Below are 16,826 nucleotides of genomic sequence, written 5' to 3' on the forward strand. Positions count from 1 at the left end.
CTCCGGCGGCACGGCTCCCCGCCGCATGAGGCTGAGCGCATGCTCGGCTCGTGCGTAGTCACTCTCGAGATTCTGGATTTCCCCCTCCCTCAGAAGTCCGTCCGGACCCACTCTCCCTTGTCCCGGGCAGCGCCGGTCGAGCGGCGCAGCACAAGGTCTGGCCCAGCCACGTGTTGAAGCCTGCCTGGCTCCAGTTCCCCGGCGACGCGCGCCAGCAGGATTTCGACAAGCGGGGCGCAGGCTGAAGTCAGCGGTGACCAGGTGGTGGTCAGTGGCACGGCAAAGCCGGCAGCAGGCAGTTGCGGGACGTCGTCGTCGTGCGAGACGATCGACACGTCACCGGGTATGTCCAGCCCGAGCTCGATCGCGGCGCGCATCACGCCGGCCGCCAGCACGGTAGAGCCGCAGACAATTCCGGTAGGCCGTTGCCCTGCCTCGCCATTAAACATGCGCAAGGCGGTGATGTAGCCCTGCTGTTCGGTCATGGGCCCGTGTACGACCGATCTGGACGGAACTGACCGCCCACGTTGCTGCAACGAGGTCTGGAAGCCGTGCAGCCGGTCGGCGGAGAAAGCCAGATCGGCGGGACCGTTGACGAGCGCAATGCGTCGGTGTCCGAGGTCGCATAACAGCTCTACCGCAAGCTCGGACACGGCCCGGTTGTCGATGTCGAAATATGGGTAGGAAACGCTCTCGGCATGGCGCCCGTGTACCACGAAGTTGGCACCGGCCGTCTCGAGGAACGAGATGCGAGCGTCGTCCGGCCGCGGTCCGCTGAGGATGAACCCGTCAAGCGTCCCTTTGGCGAGCAGCCGTCGATACGGTTCGACTTCGTCCATATCCGTCGAAACGTGCAGCACGAGGTCCACGTCGCGGGCTGCCAGGCTCGCGGACAGCTCGCTGATCACGCCGAAGAAGGTGGTGTCCGTTGCAAGGGAGCGAGGTTTGTCCACGACGAGGCCAACGATACCTGACCGTCCCGAAACCAGCTTTCGCGCCACCTGGTTCGGTCGATAGTCCAACTGTCGCGCCGCTTCGATGACGCGCAACCGCGTCGCCTCGCCGACCTCCGGAAAGCCGTTCAGCGCCCGGCTGACCGTGGCCGGAGAGAGCCCGAGGCTTTCGCCGATCGAGCGAAGCGTAGCGACGTTTCCTAAATCGTTTTGAAGAGGCATTGGGCCATAAGAACCATGAATCCTTGTGCGAGAACATATCGGCTAGTTCTTAATGACTCAAAACGTTTTAGATAAGAATTGTGACCCGAGTTGATGGACGGGACCGATCGTCGCAATGACCGCGGCGGCAAGCTGCTGATTGAAAGCGTAACCAGCTGACCACTCAGGTCTCGCCTGAGGCAAGCTGGTAGGCATTGGCCGGCTCACTCAATGCGTCGGGATCGGCAGATTGGCCATCAGCTCGTGCTCATGCCGCACATGCCGGCGCAGGCACTCGAAAAAGCCTCGCAGCATGTAGCCGGTGGCGTCAGGGGCGAGCACCGGCTGCCGGCAGCCCAGGAGTTGCAATTCATACTGAACTTCCTCGGCGAAGCACTCGTCCTCGAGGTGTTCGAGCCGCAACTGTTCGACCACGGATTTGCCGTTGGCGTGAGCAGCGAGGATCCGGGGAAACAGCACGGCCTCTTCTGCTGCATGGGCGCCCCTGAGCACCGGGCCGATCAGTTGCGCGGCGCGGAGGCACCGCTGGTGGTTGAGCGCATAGGGCAGCGAGTCGGCAATTTCCTCGAGCACATCACAGAGCGCCAGTTGCTGGGCGAAGCACTCGCTCAAATCAGGCTCGGGCGGCTGGCTGCGTTTCACCTGCATTTTGGCTCCCTTCGTCGCCTCCGTCACATTCGACAAGCAAAGGCCGCAGCGGCGGCGCGAGCGTTGATCTGGATCAAAATTTCCCGCAGCGGGCCTCGTAGGGTTGCGGCGTTTCATACCGCAGCATCACGAGGGCCGCTTTGCAGAATCTGCCTTGGATCATCATCCTGGGAGGGGGCACGTTCCTGTCGCTCGTCCTGTCCGGGCTCGGACAGGACGCGGCCTTCTCTGCGCATTGGGGCATCATCGCCGCGGTGCTCGGCCTCGCCACCATTATCCTGATGCGCCGGCCGGCGGCCCCCGCGCTGTCGGCGCCCTCGGCCACCGCCGACGCGCCGGCCTATTTCGATGCGCCGGTAAGGATCGGTTCGATCCTCACGGTGTTCTGGGGCTGTGTCGGCTTCCTCGTCGGTATCGTCATCGCACTGCAGCTGGCCTGGCCGGAACTCAATTTCGGGCCCTGGTTCAACTTCGGTCGCCTGCGGCCGCTGCATACTTCGGCCGTGGTGTTCGCCTTCGGCGGTACGGCGCTGATCACCACCAGCTTCTACGTCGTGCAGCGCACTTCGCGCGCCCGGCTGATCAGCGACAATCTCGCCTGGTTCGTGTTCTGGGGCTACCAGCTGTTCATCGTCATGGCGGCGACGGGGTACCTGCTCGGCATCACGCAGAGCCGCGAGTATGCAGAGCCCGAATGGTACACGGACCTGTGGCTGACCGTCGTCTGGGTCGCCTATCTGGTGCTGTTCCTGGGCACTCTCATCAAGCGCAAAGAGCCGCATATCTATGTGGCCAACTGGTTCTACCTGTCGTTCATCGTGACCATTGCCATGCTGCACGTGGTCAATAACCTCGCCATGCCGGTGAGCCCCTTCAGCTCGAAGAGTTATTCGCTGTTCTCGGGCGTCCAGGATGCGCTTACCCAATGGTGGTACGGCCATAATGCCGTGGGGTTCTTCCTCACCGCCGGGTTCCTCGGCATGATGTACTACTACATGCCCAAGCAGGCCGAGCGGCCGGTCTACAGCTACCGGCTGTCGATCATCCATTTCTGGGCGCTGATCTTTCTCTACATCTGGGCCGGCCCGCATCACCTGCACTACACGGCGCTGCCCGACTGGGCGCAGACGCTGGGCATGGTGTTCTCGATCATGCTGTGGATGCCCAGTTGGGGCGGCATGATCAACGGCCTGATGACCCTGCGCGGCGCCTGGGACAAGGTGCGCAGCGATCCGATCATCCGCATGATGGTGATGGCCGTCGCCTTCTACGGCATGTCGACCTTCGAAGGTCCGGTGATGTCCATCAAGTCGGTGAACGGGCTCAGCCACTATACCGACTGGACCATCGGCCACGTGCACTCTGGCGCGCTCGGCTGGGTCGGCATGATCTCGTTCGCAGCAGTCTACTTCATGGTGCCGCGGCTGTGGGGGCGCACGCAGCTCTACTCGCTGCGCATGGTCAACTGGCACTTCTGGCTCGCCACCACCGGCATCGTCATCTACGCCGCCGTCATGTGGGTCTCGGGCATCATGCAGGGCCTGATGTGGCGCGAATACGATGCTGAGGGCTTCCTCGTCTACTCGTTCGCCGAAACCGTCGCCGCTCTCCACCCCTACTACATCGCCCGTGCCTTCGGCGGCATGCTCTACCTCGCCGGCGGCCTGGTGATGGCCTTCAACATCTGGATGACCATCCGCGGCCGCGTCCGCAACGAGCGTCCGATCCCCACCGCCCAACTGCAGCCGGCCGAATAGGAGCGCTGACCATGGATATTCTCGGCAAGCACGGCGTCATCGAACGCAACGCCACGCTGCTCCTCACGCTCTCGCTGGTCGTCGTCTGCATCGGCGGCATCGTCGAGGTCGCGCCACTGTTCTACTTCCAGAACACCATCGAGAAAGTGGAAGGGATGCGTCCCTATACCCCGCTCGAATTGGCGGGCCGCGACATCTACATCCGTGAAGGCTGCTACACCTGCCACAGCCAGATGATCAGGCCGTTCCGCGACGAGACCGAACGCTACGGCCATTACTCGCTGGCGGCGGAGTCGATGTACGACCACCCGTTCCAGTGGGGTTCCAAGCGCACCGGGCCTGATCTGGCGCGGGTCGGCGGCCGCTACTCGGACGAGTGGCACGTCGAGCACCTGAGCAACCCGCAGGCGCTGGTGCCCGAGTCGATCATGCCCAGATACGCGTACCTCTCCGATACGCCGCTCGACACCCGCAACGTCACGGCCAGTCTCAAGGCCAATGCCGCGGTCGGGGTGCCGTATGGCGAGGACGCCATCGCCAATGCGGAACGCGACCTCGAGGCCCAGGCCACGCCGGATGCCGACACCTCGGGCCTGCGCGCACGCTACAACAACGTGCAGGCCGAGGATTTTGACGGCAACCCGAAACGGATCACCGAGATGGATGCGCTGGTCGCCTATCTCCAGATGCTCGGCACGCTGGTCGATTTCACGACCTACGACGCCGAAGCCAATTACCGCTAAGCGAGCGAACCCATGCCAACCGCACTCTACGATACGCTCCGGCACTTCGCCGACAGCTGGGGCCTCCTCTACATGATGGCGATCTTCCTTGCCGTGGTGTTCTTCCTCGTGCGCCCCGGCGCCAGGGCCAGCGCCATGGCGGCGGCGCGCATTCCGCTCGATGACGCTACGCCGCGCGACCGGGAGGCCGGCCAATGAGCGACGAGATCGACAAGCTCAGCGGCGTCGAGACCACCGGGCACGAATGGGACGGCATCCGGGAACTCAACACCCCGCTGCCGCGCTGGTGGCTGTGGACCTTCTATGGCTGCATCCTGTTCGCGCTTGGCTACACCATCGCCTTTCCGGCCTGGCCGATGCTCTCGTCGGCGACCACCGGCTTGCTCGGCTACTCGAGCCGCGCCGTGCTCGATGCCGATCTCGCCGCCGCCAAGGCCGCGCAAGGCGACAGGCTCAAGGCGGTGGCGAGCACCCCGGTCGCAGATATCCTCAAGGACGACGGCCTCGCGCGCTTCGCCCGGGCCGGCGGCCAGTCGCTCTACAAGGTCTATTGCTCGCAGTGCCACGGAACTGGCGCGACAGGCAGCGCCGGCTACCCCAATCTCAACGACGACGAATGGGTATGGGGTGGTACGATCGAGCAGATTTACCAGACCATCACGCACGGCGCGCGCTCGCCCAGCGATGCCGACACTCACTACAACCTCATGCCGAACTTCGCCGTCGACGGGATCCTCGGTGCCGAGGATATCGACCGGGTGGCCAAACAGGTGGCCTCGTTCTCGGGCATCGAGGGCGGGGTGGCGAGCCCCGAGGGGCAGCAGCTGTTCGCCGACAACTGCGCCAGCTGCCACGGCGACAACGGGGCAGGGCTGGTCGATGTTGGCGGGCCGTCGCTCAACGACCAGATCTGGCTCTATGGCGGCACGCTCGAGGCGATCCGGGCGCAGATCGAACAGCCGCGTCACGGCGTCATGCCGGCCTGGGGGGCCCGGCTGGGCGATACGGCAGCCAAGCAACTTGCGGTCTACGTGCACGGTCTCGGTGGCGGTCAGTAGCGACCGCTCTCTCCGCCATCCGAGGGAGGGGGCGGCCGCAAGCGCCCCCTCTTTCTCCTGGTAGCAGTCACCGGCGGTGCGGCGATCCTCCCCCGCGGGGCGGGGACCAGCGAAGCTGGTGGAAGATCGCTACAAACATGGGTGCTTCCTGTCCTCCGTTGTGGCCCGGCCGGTGGATAGAGAAGCGGATGAGGCCGAGGGAGCGGACGAGCGCCCCCGGCGCTCGCCGCGACTTGACCGAGATCAAACCGTGTCGCCGACCCCATGCGACAACTGACCGACACCACCCCGGACGCCCGATGCAAGCCGATACTCCCGATACCCAGACTTATGACGTCGAGGCGGTGAACACTGCCGGGCGCCGGCAGCCGCTCTATGCGCCACGCAAGAAGATCTTCCCCAAGCGCGCCAGCGGGCAGTTCCGCCGCTTCAAGTGGCTGGTGATGCTGATCACGCTCGGCATCTACTACGTGACCCCGTGGCTGCGCTGGGATCGCGGGCCGTTCGCCCCCGACCAGGCCGTATTGGTCGACCTCGCCAACCGGCGATTCTACTTCTTCTTCATCGAGATCTGGCCGCAGGAATTCTATTACGTCGCCGGCATGCTGGTGATGGCGGGCATCGGGCTTTTCCTCGTCACCTCGACCGTTGGGCGCGCCTGGTGCGGCTATGCCTGCCCGCAGACGGTCTGGGTCGATCTCTTCCTTGCCGTGGAACGGGCGATCGAAGGCGACCGCAATGCCCGCATCAAGCTCGATGCGGCGCCGTGGTCGGCCGACAAGCTCGTCAAGCGCACCTTCAAGCACGCCACCTGGCTCATCATCGGCGTGCTGACGGGGGGCGCCTGGATCTTCTACTTTGCCGACGCACCCACCCTGCTCGGTGACGTGGTAAGCCTCCAGGCGCCGCCTGTCGCCTATGCCACCATCGCGCTGCTGACGGCGACGACCTACACGTTCGGTGGCCTGCTGCGCGAACAGGTCTGTACCTACATGTGTCCCTGGCCGCGCATCCAGGGCGCCATGCTCGACGAGCATTCGCTCACCGTCACCTATAACGACTGGCGCGGCGAGCCGCGCACCCGCCACGCCAAGAAGGCGATCGCCGAGGGCAAACCGGTAGGTGATTGCGTCGATTGCAATGCCTGCGTGGTGGTATGCCCGATGGGCATCGACATCCGCGATGGCCAGCAGCTCGAATGCATCACCTGTGCGCTGTGCATCGACGCCTGCGACGACGTGATGACCCGGCTGGGCAAGGAGCGGGGGCTCATCTCCTACGCGACGCTCAGTGACTACAATCGCAACATGCAACTGGCCACCGCCGGCGGCCGGGCGGTGCAGCCATCGCGGGTTCGCGATGCCGGCACCGGCAGGCTGGTCGAGGCGATCAAGCGCACCGACTGGCGCTCGATCGTCCGGCCGCGCACCATCGTCTATTTCGTCGGCTGGGCCGCCATCGGGCTCGCCATGCTTACGGCGCTGGCATTGCGCTCGCCGCTCTCGGTCAATGTGCTGCACGACCGGAACCCGCTTTACGTCGAGTTGCGCGACGGCTCGGTGCGCAACGGCTTCGACGTCAAGGTGCTGAACATGGCGCCTGAGCCGCGCGAGGTGGTGCTGCGGCTCGAGGGTCTGCCGGGTAGCACCCTGGCGCTGGCCGAGGGCGAGGCGGAAGCCGCCGACCGGCTGAGCTTCACCCTCGAGCCCGACAAGGTGTTGCCGGTGCGGCTCTATGTACGGGTTGCCCCCGAGGCGCTGCCCGCCGCCAAGACGAACTTCCACATCGTCGTCGCCGACGAGGCGGCAGGCATCACACGCAACGTCGAGACCACTTTCGATGTACCGGAGAAGCGGAAATGACCTCTCCCAAAGCCGCGCCCGGCGAGTTTACCGGTCGGCACATGCTGCTGGCGATCGTCGGGTTCTTCGGCGTCGTCATTGCCGTCAACGTCGGAATGGCGGTGGTTTCCTCGGTCAGCTGGACTGGGCTGGTGGTGCAGAACTCCTATGTCGCGAGCCAGGAGTTCGAAGCAAAGCGCCTTGCCCACATCGCCCAGCAGCAGGCGGGCTGGAGCGCCAGCCTCGACTATGTCGAGGGCAGGGCGCTGCTCAGGGTCGTCGACGCAGCCGGGCGCGCCGTCGAGCTGGGCAACCCGGTGCTGCAGATCAACCGTCCGGTCGGCGGACACGACGACCAGCAGGTGGTACTGAGCCGGGGGCCCGACGGCATCTATGCCGGGCCGGTGGCGCTCGGGCCCGGGGTCTGGGAGGCGCGGGTGAGCATAGCCGACACGCCGCGCGGCCCGTTCGAGCTGCACGAGCGCTTCAGTGTCGCGGGAGCGGCGCCATGACCTGCTGCGTGCCCGGCGCCCACAGCGTCATCGACGACCCCAGCGCCATCGAGGCAGATGCGCCAGCGCTGCTGGCGCTCAGCCGACCGCTCGGCGACGGCCGGCGCCAGCTCGAGTTCGCGGTGCCCGATGCACACTGCGCCGCCTGCATCCGCTCGATCGAGGCGGCGCTTGCTGCGCTGCCGCAGGTGTCGGCGGCCCGCGTCAACCTCACGGCGCGCCGCGTCCGCGTGGCGTTCGACCCGGCCAAAGGCAGCCCGGCCGAACTGGCCCCGGCGATCCGCCAGAGCGGCTACCACACCTATGTGCTCGACCCCGCCGAGGAGACCGGCGGCGATCCGGTGCTGGGCGAGTTGATCCGGGCGCTCGGCGTCGCGGGCTTTGCCGCCGGCAACATCATGCTGTTCTCGGTCTCGATCTGGTCGGGCGCCAATGACGCGACCCGCGACCTGTTCCACTGGATCTCGGCGATCATCGCGCTGCCGGCCATCGCCTATGCCGGCCGCATCTTCTTCCGCTCGGCCTGGCGGGCGCTGAAGGTCGGCAAGACCAACATGGATGTGCCGATCTCCATCGGCGTCATCCTCGCCACGGCGCTCAGCCTGTTCGAGACCGTGCAGTCGGGCCAGCACGCCTATTTCGACGCCTCGACGAGCCTGCTTTTCTTCCTGCTGATCGGCCGCACGCTCGACCACCTGATGCGCGAGCGGGCGCGCAGCGCCATCACCGGGCTCGCCCGGTTGCAGCCGCGCGGCGCCACCCGGATCCATGACGACGGCCGGCGCGAATATCTGCGGCTCGACGAGATCGCGCCGGGCATGCGGCTCGAGCTCAAGGCCGGCGAGCGCGTGCCGGTCGATGCAACGCTGATCGCCGACAGCGGCAGCTTCGACTATTCGATCATCACCGGCGAGACGGCGCCGCAGCAACTGGCCCGCGGCGAAGAGGTGGTGGCCGGCGCCAATAATCTCGGCGGACCGGTGGAGCTGCGCGCCGTGCGCGCCTCGACCGACTCGTTGCTCGCCCGCATGGCGGCGATGATGGATGCGGCCGAGGGCGCCCGCACGCGCCCCCGCCGCATCGCCGACCGGGCCGCCGCCATCTATGCCCCCGTGGTGCACACCATCGCCATCGCCACGTTCCTCGGCTGGGGCCTCGTGAGTGGCGATTGGCACGCCGCGCTGCTCAACGCCGTGGCGGTGCTGATCATCACCTGCCCCTGCGCGCTGGCGCTGGCGGTGCCGATCGTCCATGTCGTGGCGGCCGGCCGGCTGTTCGAGCGCGGCGTGCTGATGAAGAACGGCGCGGCGCTGGAGCGTGCCGCCGAGGTCACCTCGGTGGCCTTCGACAAGACCGGCACGCTGACCGAGGGGCAGCCGCAGGTGGTCGAAGGCTATGCGGTCGATGCGATGGCCAGCGACGTGGCGTTCGCCCTCGCCACGGCCAGCACCCATCCGTTGTCGCGCGCCCTCGCGGCCCATACCGGCCATGGCCGGCCGTTTGCCGGCAGCATCAGCGAAATCGCCGGGCGCGGCGTCGAAGGGGTGGCCGGCGGGGTGACCTGGCGGCTCGGCAGCCGGGCCTGGTGCGGCCTGCCCGAGGCTCAAGGCGAGCCCTTCACCGAGGTCTGCCTCGTTGCCGATGGCGAGCTCCGCGCCAGCTATCGCTTCAGTGACCTGCCGCGCTCCGGTGCCCGCGCCGCCATTGCCGAGCTCAGCCGGCTGGGGGTGCCGTCGCGCCTCGTTTCGGGCGATCGGCAGGGCCCGGTCGACGCCGTTGCGGCGGCGGTCGGCATTTCGACCGCGCAGGGCGGGCTGACCCCCCAGCAGAAGGTCGCCGCGGTAGGGGAAGGGCGCACGATGATGGTGGGCGACGGCATCAACGACGCCCCGGCGCTGCGCGCCGCCTATGTCTCCATGGCGCCGACCTCGGCCGCCGATATCGGGCGCAGCGCCGCCGACTTCGTCTTTGCCGGCGACGACCTGGGAGCCGTGCCGTTCGTGGTCGGCACGGCGCGCCGTGCCGCGCGGCTGGTGTCGCAGAATCTCGTCCTCGCCATCGGCTACAACGCCATCGCCGTGCCGCTCGCCATCAGCGGGCTGGTGACGCCGCTGGTCGCGGCGGTCGCCATGTCGTCCTCCTCGGTGATCGTCGTCGCCAACGCGCTGCGGCTGCGCTTCGAGCGCCGGCCCGGCCGGTCCGCACCCGCCGGGCGGATGCTGGTCGAGGAGCGCGCGGCATGAGCGGGCTCGCCGTCCTCATCCCGATTGCAGTGCTGATGGGCCTTGCGGCGCTCGCAGCCTTCTTGTGGGCGCTGCGCTCGGGCCAATATGAGGATCTCGACGGCGCCAGCGAGCGCATCTTCGAGGAAGACGTGAAGGATTGAGCCCTCAGCCGGCGCGCGCTTGAAGCGCCGGCTGATTGAGGATCACCACCGAGCGGTGGCCGCGCACGACGATCACCCCGTCATGCCGCAGCCGGCTGATCTGGCGCGACACCGTCTCCAGGGTCAGGCCGAGGAAGTCGGCCATGTCGGCGCGGCTGATCGGCAGGTCCAATGCCAGCTGGCCGGCGCTGTCGGCGACACCGGTTCGCGTCGCCACCAGCAGCAACAGGCTCGCCACCCGCTCGGCAGCGGTCTTTCGCCCCAGCGTCACCATCCAGTCGCGCGCCGCGTCGAGGTCGCGCAGCGATTGCGCGAGCAGGCGCAGCTTGATGCGCTCGCTGTCGGCCACCAGCCCTTCCAGCACGCTGCGCGGGATGCGGCAGAGTTCGACTTCGGTGGCGGCTTCGGCCGAGAGCGGGCTCTCGCTCGAGAACAACCGCCCCATCAGGTCGGGGGCGAATTGCAGCCCAACCACCTGCTGGCGCCCGTCACGCAGCACGCGCGACAGCTTGATGGCGCCGCGGGTGACATTGGCATAGCCAACCTCGCCGCTCTCGATTGCCAGCGTCTCGCCCGGATCATGCCGGGTGCGGCGGGCTTGGCCAGCGAGCCGCACCAACTCGATCGGGTCCAGCACCTCGCACAGTCCGCCATGCCGCACCTGGCAAGTCCGGCAATGCACCGGGGTTGCCGGATCGGCGTCGTGAGGTCTGGTCATCTGGCTACCCTCGCAACAGGTCACCCCGTTCCTCGCACGCCACCGGACGGCGCGATTGATCGAGATCAAGAAGCTGTGGCGCGCCGGGTGCCAGAAGGCGGGCGGAGGTTCCGATGCCCAATTCCCTCGCCAGCCGCGCCGCGCGGCCCGTTCCGCGCTACACCAGCTACCCCACGGCGCCGCATTTCCACCCCGGCATCACCGATGCCGACTATGCCGGCTGGCTCGGCGCGCTGCCGACAGAGACCGACCTGTCGCTCTATGTGCATGTCCCGTTCTGCGATCGGCTCTGCTGGTTCTGCGGCTGCCACACCAAGCAGGTGCTGCGCTACGGCCCGATCGCCGCCTATCTGCCGGCGGTGCATCTTGAGATGGAGGAGGTGGCGCGGCACCTCGATGGGCGCGGCCGCGCCACGGCGCTGCACCTGGGCGGCGGTTCGCCATCGATGCTGCGGCCCGACGACCTGATCGCGCTGGCGCAGCGGGCGCGGCAGCTCTTTCGCCCGCGGCACGATTTCGAGTTCAGCATCGAGATCGACCCCAACGACATGACCGAGGATCGCTACGACGCCTTTGCGGCTGCGGGAGTGAACCGGATCAGCGTCGGGGTGCAGGATTTCGACCCCAGGGTGCAGCAGGCGATCAATCGGCTGCAGAGCTTCGAGCAGACCCGCGCCGTGGTCGAGGGGATGCGCCGGCGCGGCGTCTCCTCGGTGAACCTCGATGTGCTCTATGGGTTGCCGCACCAGACGGTCGGCACCCTCGAAGCCACCATCGAACAGGCCCTGGCGCTCCATCCCGACCGGCTGGCGCTGTTCGGCTACGCGCATGTGCCGTGGATGAAGACACATCAGCGGATGATCGACGCAGCGATGCTTCCCGATCCGCAAGAGCGGCTCAGGCAATCGGCAGCAGCGGCGGCGCGCATCGTTGCCGCCGGCTATGTGGCCATCGGCCTCGACCACTTCGCCAAGCCGGCGGATCGGCTGGCCATCGCCGCCGGGGCAGGGCAGCTTCGTCGCAACTTCCAGGGCTATACCACCGACGCGGCCCCAGCGCTCATCGGCTTCGGGGCATCCTCGATCGGCAGCCTGCCACAGGGTTATGTGCAGAATACTGTCGCCACTGGCGAATATGTCCGCGCCGTCAAGGCTCGCGGTCTCGCCATCGCCCGCGGTATCGCGCTCAGCAGCGAAGACCGGATGCGCGGCTGGGTGATCGAACGGCTGATGTGTGATCTTGCCGTATCAGTCCCCGATCTCCGCCGCCGCTTCGGCAGCGCCGCGGAGGCCGTGCTGGTCGAGATGGCCTATGCGGCGCAGGGCGACGCTGACGGGATCGTTGAATTCGACGGCCGGCGCTTCGCCATCACCGATGCCGGACGCCCCTATGTCCGCTCGGTAGCGGCCGCTTTCGATACATACCTCAGCACCGGCACCGGCCGGCACTCGGTGGCCGTTTAGGGGAGTATCGGCAAAGGGATCAGGTATTGCTGCGTAGGAGAACACCGGGATGGGCTACCGTCGCCGCCCGGTAATTCAGGTGCCCGTCTATCTCGTTCCAATCCTTCACAATGCAAAGCTGGGCACTTCGGTACTGACATCTTGCCCATCGTCCCGATCACCGAAACAGTGCCGGCCTCACGCCAGGGATCTCGGATTTCGTCCGAGCCAGATCAGCCGTGGGCGCGAGAAGTCAAAGTCGAATGGGGAGACTTCGGTGGGATCGATCGAGCTTCGGGCCAACGACCTTGCCGCCGACATTTCGCCGGTCGGAGCGGAGCTCTTGTCCCTGAGCCATCGCCGGCTTGGCGAGTTCATCTGGCAGGCGCAGTCGGAGGCGTGGCGCCGCAGCGCGCCGGTGCTGTTCCCGGTGGTATCACACTATCCGCGCGGCCTGGTGATGCTCGGCGATCGCCCGATGGAGCTGCCGGCGCATGGGTTTGCGCCGAGCAGCGCATTTGAAGTGCTGGAGGTCACCGGACACTCATGTCGATTGCGGTTGGCATCGTCGCCGCCCACTCTGGCGACGTTTCCCTATGCGTTCGAGCTCAGCGTGGACTTTGCGCTCGATGCGCGAGGGTTGACCCAGGTACTGCGGGTGCACAACCCGGATGCCGAGGTCGAGCTGCCCTACATGCTGGGCGCCCACCCTGGCTTCAACTGGCCGCTGCCGGGGGCGGGGCCGCGCGAGGCGCATCGGTTGCATTTCGACGCGGTGGAAGCCGGAGAGACACAACCGCTGGGCGCAGCGCCGGTCGCTCGCTACAGCTTTGACGGACGCGCGGCCGTGCCATCCGACATCGACTTTTCGACAGCTCATGGCCTGCCTGACATCGCCAGCCGTTCGGTGCGGTTCGGCACCGAGGCGACCCACATCACGCTCGATTTCGACGGCTTCGAGCAGTTCGCGCTGTGGAGCCGGGGACGCGCGCCGTTCCTCTGTCTCGAGCCATGGAGCGACATGCCGATCGCCATTACCGGGCCTAGGCAGTTTGCTGCGCTGCCGGGGGTTTCGAGGCTGCCGCCGGGCACGAGCCGCGGCTACTGGCTGCGCTTCACGCCAGGGGGAGCGCCGGTGTTGGCAGAGCGCCGATAATGCTGCCGATATCGATGCTCGCCACTTCGGCGGCGATACCGCGCCGCCCGAGGGCCAATGCGTAGCGGACGGCATCGGAACTGCTGCCGACGACAAGGACCGGGGCCGACCCCAGCGACCACTCCGCCTCGGCTTCGAGGATTTCGGCGCCGATGACGAGGCCTGCGATGTAGCCGGCAATGTCCTCGCGCCGCAGGCGCTCGAACAGCACGAGGCTGCGGGCGGAAAACAGGCGGCGCAGCAGGCCGCCGGCAATGTCGCCGCTCCATGCCGTGGCGAGGCCTTGTTCGAAGCCGGCGTCGGTGATCGCCGCCCCTTCGGGGATCAAACGACTGATCAGTGAGTCACGCCGCAGCAGCGCGCCGGTCTCGCCACCCATATAGGTGGCGAGGCGGGTGATGCGCCCGGCTTCGATCGCGACATACTTGGTGTGAGCGCCCGGCAGGATGACGGTGGCGACCGGGTGCCTTCCGGCTGCAGCGATCGCCTTGACCTCCTCGCCACGCATGACATCGGGTAGCGGGCCATCGGCGCTGATGCCGCAGAGGAACACCACCAGCGAGCCGCCGACCATGAGACGTCTCCCTTGCGCGACGATCTCCACAAGCCCCGCAGGAGCTGGTGCGAAGCTGGTCTCGAGCCAGCCGCCACGCCCGGTGATCATCCCAGAGAGGTACGCGACCGTTGCGCGCCGACGCCAGTCGTCTGGAATCAGCTCAAGGAAACGGGCCTCGAACGCTCCATCCTTGACTGCAGTGACGCCAAGCGGCTGACGGATCTCGGCCACCGCTTTCCCGACCTCGTCGATCAGGTCGGCGGCGAAGCTCGCTGAAGTCCACTCCACATAAATCTGCATTGGATCCCCGTTCTGCTGGTCGGCGCGATCATGAACTTTCGTCACGCGCCCTTGACCGCTAGCACAGCCCGTGGCATCAGTTCCATATTAAAGAAAGTAGTTCCAACATATGGAACTTGGGAGTTGAGGATGCTTGAGGGAGTGCTGCCGGTCCTGCCGACGCCGTTCGATGCGTCGGGGCAGATTGATGAGGCCGGCATGGCGCGGGTGACCGAGTTCGCAATCGCTGGGGGTGCGGATGGCGTAGTGTTCCCGGGCGTGGCCAGCGAGTTCGACCATCTGAGCGCCGCCGAGCGCGAGACGCTGGTGCGGATAGTCGGCCGTACGCTGGCCGGTCGCCGTCCGCTCGTCGTCGGCGCCAGCGCCGCCACCCCCGAGGAAGTCGTCGCCTTCTGCCGTACGGGCAAGGCGGCCGGCGCGACGGCCGCCATGGTCATGGCCCCACCATCGACCGGCGCCGATCCCGCCCGCCTCGTTGCCTTTTTCAGCGCCGTGGCAGCGGAGGCCGGCATCGACATTATCCTCCAGAACGCACCGGCGCCGGTGGGCAGCGGCCTGCCGGTCGCGGCCATCGCCGAGGTGGTGCGCGCCGTGCCGGCCATTCGTTACGTCAAGGAAGAGACGCTGCCCTCGGGCCCTCGCATCACCGCATTGCTCGAGGCGGTCGGCGACCGGCTCGATGGCGTCATGGGCGGTGGTGGCGCGCGCTATGTCTATGACGAGCTCGAGCGGGGAGCGGTGGCGCTGATGCCGGCGGCCGAGATCACCGATCTCCACGCCGCGTTGTTCCAGGCTTATCGCCGCGGCGACCTCAATGCGGCGCGCGCGCTCTACATCCGCTCGCTGCCGCTGCTCCTGGTGCAGATGATCTACCGGATGTCTCTGACCAAGGAAGTGCTGATGCGTCGCGGCATCTTCACCACCTCCGGCGTGCGGGCCCCGTTGCCAAAGTTCGACAGCCGCGGCCTCGCCGAGATCGACATGATGATCGCCGAGATCGCCGACCTGCTGCCGGTTGGCGCGGCGCAGAAACTGCCTGCCCTGGGAGACGCATGATGACGAGCCGCATCAAGTCGGTCGAGAGTTTCACCATCCAGATCGACCGGCAGGACGAGCCATATCTGGGTGGCCCCAAGAACGGCGAGTCCGCCAACGAGGCCGGCTATTTCGTGCGGGCTGAAAACCGAACGGTGTACCCGACCAAGGATCGCACGGTGCTCTGCCGCATCGAGACTGTCGATGGCACTGTGGGCTGGGGTGAGACCTATGGCATCGTCGCACCGGGGGCGGTACGGGCCATCATCGATGACCTGCTGTCGACCTTCCTGATCGGTCGCGATCCCTTTGACGTCGCGTTGATCTACGAGGATCTCTACGACCTGCAGCGCGTCCGCGGGCAGCACAGCGGCTATACCCACGATGCGCTGGCGGCAGTGGATATCGCGCTGTGGGATATTTGCGGCAAGCTCCGCAACGCACCGATCGCCAAGCTGCTGGGCGGGGCGCGCCGTACCGAGGTGCCGGCCTATGTGTCGGGCCTGCCGGGCGAGACGCTGGCCGACCGGGCAACGTTCGCCGTCAGCTGGCTCGAGCGCGGCTTCACCCAGTTCAAGTTTGCCTCGCCGCATGCCGATGCCGGTGTGGTTGAGGAGTTCCGTGTGCTGCGCGAGGCGCTCGGCCCCAAGCCGATGATCGCCGCGGATCTGCATTGGACGTTGACCGACGTCGAGACGGTGGCGCTGGCGCATAGATGCCTGCCTTACGATCCCTGGTTCCTCGAGGCGGTGTGCAAGCCCGAAGATATCGAGGGCATAGGCCGGGCGGCCGAGCATTCGCCGGTGCCCATCGCTGCGGGCGAGGAATGGCGCAACGTCTTCGACCTACGCGCCCGACTCGAAGCCGGCCCGCTCGCCATCGTGCAGCCGGAGATGGGGCACACCGGGATCACGGCGTTCCACCGCATGGGCCTCCTGGCCCAGGCGCATCACCGCCAGATCATCCCGCATGCCACCATCGGCACGGGCATCTTTCTTGCCGCCAGCCTGCAGGTCAGCGCGACGCTGCAGAACCTGCGCGGCCACGAATTCCAGCACTCGGTCATGGCGCGCAACGCGCCCTACATCGAAACGGCCCTCGAGGTGCGGGAGGGCAAATACCTGGTGCCCGACAAGCCCGGCCATGGCGCCGAGCCGTCGGCCAGAGCACTGGCCACGATGGTCAAATAACACGTCACATTTGGGAGGATATTGACGATGAAGCTTTCGAAAACACTCGCCGCGCTGCTGCTGGCCGGCGTCGTCGCGCTGCCGGGGCTCGCCGCGGCGGAAACGCGGCTGAACTTCGTTTCCTGGCAGAAGGGCGAGAAGGGCTATGGCGACTGGTGGCAGGCCGTCATCGACGAGTTCGAGACGACCCATCCGGACGTCAAGATCGATTTCACGCTGATGCCGCGCGACGGCTATTCGGACGCGATGATCACCCAGTTCGCCGCCGGCTCGGCGCCCGACATCGTGCATCTCACCTCGTTCGAATAT

At 66.8% G+C, this 16,826-nt stretch carries 17 protein-coding genes; 13 read left to right on the plus strand and 4 right to left on the minus strand.

Annotation, left to right across the window (positions count from 1 at the left end):
- Positions 1-89: 89 nt before the first annotated feature.
- A complete protein-coding gene (locus VGV07_RS13070; protein WP_326869145.1) occupies positions 90-1,175 on the minus strand; it encodes a LacI family DNA-binding transcriptional regulator in 1,086 nt (361 codons plus the stop codon).
- 207 nt (positions 1,176-1,382) lie between these two features.
- Positions 1,383-1,823: a hemerythrin domain-containing protein gene (locus VGV07_RS13075; RefSeq protein ID WP_326869146.1), complete on the minus strand. Its 441-nt coding sequence runs from the start codon at positions 1,821-1,823 to the stop codon at positions 1,383-1,385.
- Between the two features lie 140 nt (positions 1,824-1,963).
- On the opposite strand from VGV07_RS13075, the gene ccoN reads away from it, so the two are divergent.
- The 8 genes from ccoN (at position 1,964) to ccoS (ending at position 10,120) form a co-directional block, all read left to right on the plus strand.
- Entirely contained in the window at positions 1,964-3,580 is a 1,617-nt protein-coding gene (ccoN, locus tag VGV07_RS13080) for a cytochrome-c oxidase, cbb3-type subunit I (protein ID WP_414649947.1), read from the plus strand.
- 11 nt (positions 3,581-3,591) lie between these two features.
- Complete coding sequence (gene ccoO, locus VGV07_RS13085; RefSeq protein WP_326869147.1) at positions 3,592-4,323, plus strand: cytochrome-c oxidase, cbb3-type subunit II; 732 nt, start codon at positions 3,592-3,594, stop codon at positions 4,321-4,323.
- A gap of 12 nt (positions 4,324-4,335) precedes the next feature.
- Positions 4,336-4,521 carry a cbb3-type cytochrome c oxidase subunit 3 gene (locus VGV07_RS13090; RefSeq protein WP_326869148.1) on the plus strand — a complete coding sequence of 62 codons (186 nt, stop codon included), beginning with the start codon at positions 4,336-4,338 and terminating at the stop codon, positions 4,519-4,521.
- Entirely contained in the window at positions 4,518-5,381 is an 864-nt protein-coding gene (ccoP, locus tag VGV07_RS13095; RefSeq protein ID WP_326869149.1) for a cytochrome-c oxidase, cbb3-type subunit III, read from the plus strand. The genes VGV07_RS13090 and ccoP overlap by 4 nt, the downstream gene beginning before the upstream one ends.
- 299 nt (positions 5,382-5,680) lie before the next feature.
- Entirely contained in the window at positions 5,681-7,243 is a 1,563-nt protein-coding gene (gene ccoG / locus VGV07_RS13100; protein WP_326869150.1) for a cytochrome c oxidase accessory protein CcoG, read from the plus strand.
- Complete coding sequence (locus VGV07_RS13105) at positions 7,240-7,734, plus strand: FixH family protein (protein ID WP_326869151.1); 495 nt, start codon at positions 7,240-7,242, stop codon at positions 7,732-7,734. Before ccoG ends, VGV07_RS13105 begins: the two co-directional genes overlap by 4 nt.
- A complete protein-coding gene (locus tag VGV07_RS13110) occupies positions 7,731-9,977 on the plus strand; it encodes a heavy metal translocating P-type ATPase (RefSeq protein WP_326869152.1) in 2,247 nt (748 codons plus the stop codon). Before VGV07_RS13105 ends, VGV07_RS13110 begins: the two co-directional genes overlap by 4 nt.
- Positions 9,974-10,120 carry a cbb3-type cytochrome oxidase assembly protein CcoS gene (gene ccoS / locus VGV07_RS13115; protein ID WP_326869153.1) on the plus strand — a complete coding sequence of 49 codons (147 nt, stop codon included), beginning with the start codon at positions 9,974-9,976 and terminating at the stop codon, positions 10,118-10,120. The genes VGV07_RS13110 and ccoS overlap by 4 nt, the downstream gene beginning before the upstream one ends.
- 4 nt (positions 10,121-10,124) lie before the next feature.
- Here ccoS and VGV07_RS13120 read toward each other — a convergent pair whose 3' ends face one another.
- Complete coding sequence (locus VGV07_RS13120; RefSeq protein WP_326869154.1) at positions 10,125-10,838, minus strand: Crp/Fnr family transcriptional regulator; 714 nt, start codon at positions 10,836-10,838, stop codon at positions 10,125-10,127.
- Positions 10,839-10,951: 113 nt separating this feature from the next.
- Here VGV07_RS13120 and hemN point away from each other — a divergent pair, with 113 nt between their 5' ends.
- Both hemN and VGV07_RS13130 read left to right on the plus strand, forming a co-directional pair.
- Positions 10,952-12,301: an oxygen-independent coproporphyrinogen III oxidase gene (gene hemN, locus VGV07_RS13125; RefSeq protein ID WP_326869155.1), complete on the plus strand. Its 1,350-nt coding sequence runs from the start codon at positions 10,952-10,954 to the stop codon at positions 12,299-12,301.
- Positions 12,302-12,557: 256 nt separating this feature from the next.
- Complete coding sequence (locus VGV07_RS13130) at positions 12,558-13,436, plus strand: hypothetical protein (RefSeq protein WP_326869156.1); 879 nt, start codon at positions 12,558-12,560, stop codon at positions 13,434-13,436.
- On the opposite strand, the gene VGV07_RS13135 is transcribed toward VGV07_RS13130, so the two are convergent.
- Complete coding sequence (locus tag VGV07_RS13135; protein WP_326869157.1) at positions 13,396-14,292, minus strand: 2-dehydro-3-deoxygalactonokinase; 897 nt, start codon at positions 14,290-14,292, stop codon at positions 13,396-13,398. The genes VGV07_RS13130 and VGV07_RS13135 overlap by 41 nt on opposite strands.
- Positions 14,293-14,421: 129 nt before the next feature.
- On the opposite strand from VGV07_RS13135, the gene VGV07_RS13140 reads away from it, so the two are divergent.
- The 3 genes from VGV07_RS13140 to VGV07_RS13150 form a co-directional block, all read left to right on the plus strand.
- Positions 14,422-15,348, plus strand: coding sequence for a dihydrodipicolinate synthase family protein (locus VGV07_RS13140; protein ID WP_326869158.1), 927 nt, complete (start codon positions 14,422-14,424; stop codon positions 15,346-15,348).
- Positions 15,348-16,517 (plus strand): mandelate racemase/muconate lactonizing enzyme family protein, encoded by a 1,170-nt coding sequence (locus VGV07_RS13145; RefSeq protein ID WP_326869159.1) that lies wholly within the window; start codon positions 15,348-15,350, stop codon positions 16,515-16,517. Before VGV07_RS13140 ends, VGV07_RS13145 begins: the two co-directional genes overlap by 1 nt.
- A 27-nt stretch (positions 16,518-16,544) precedes the next feature.
- On the plus strand, positions 16,545-16,826 hold a 282-nt coding region (locus tag VGV07_RS13150), incomplete at its 3' end, for an ABC transporter substrate-binding protein (RefSeq protein WP_326869160.1).

The sequence above is a fragment of the Devosia sp. genome, assembly GCF_035944845.1.
Lineage (GTDB): Bacteria > Pseudomonadota > Alphaproteobacteria > Rhizobiales > Devosiaceae > Devosia_A.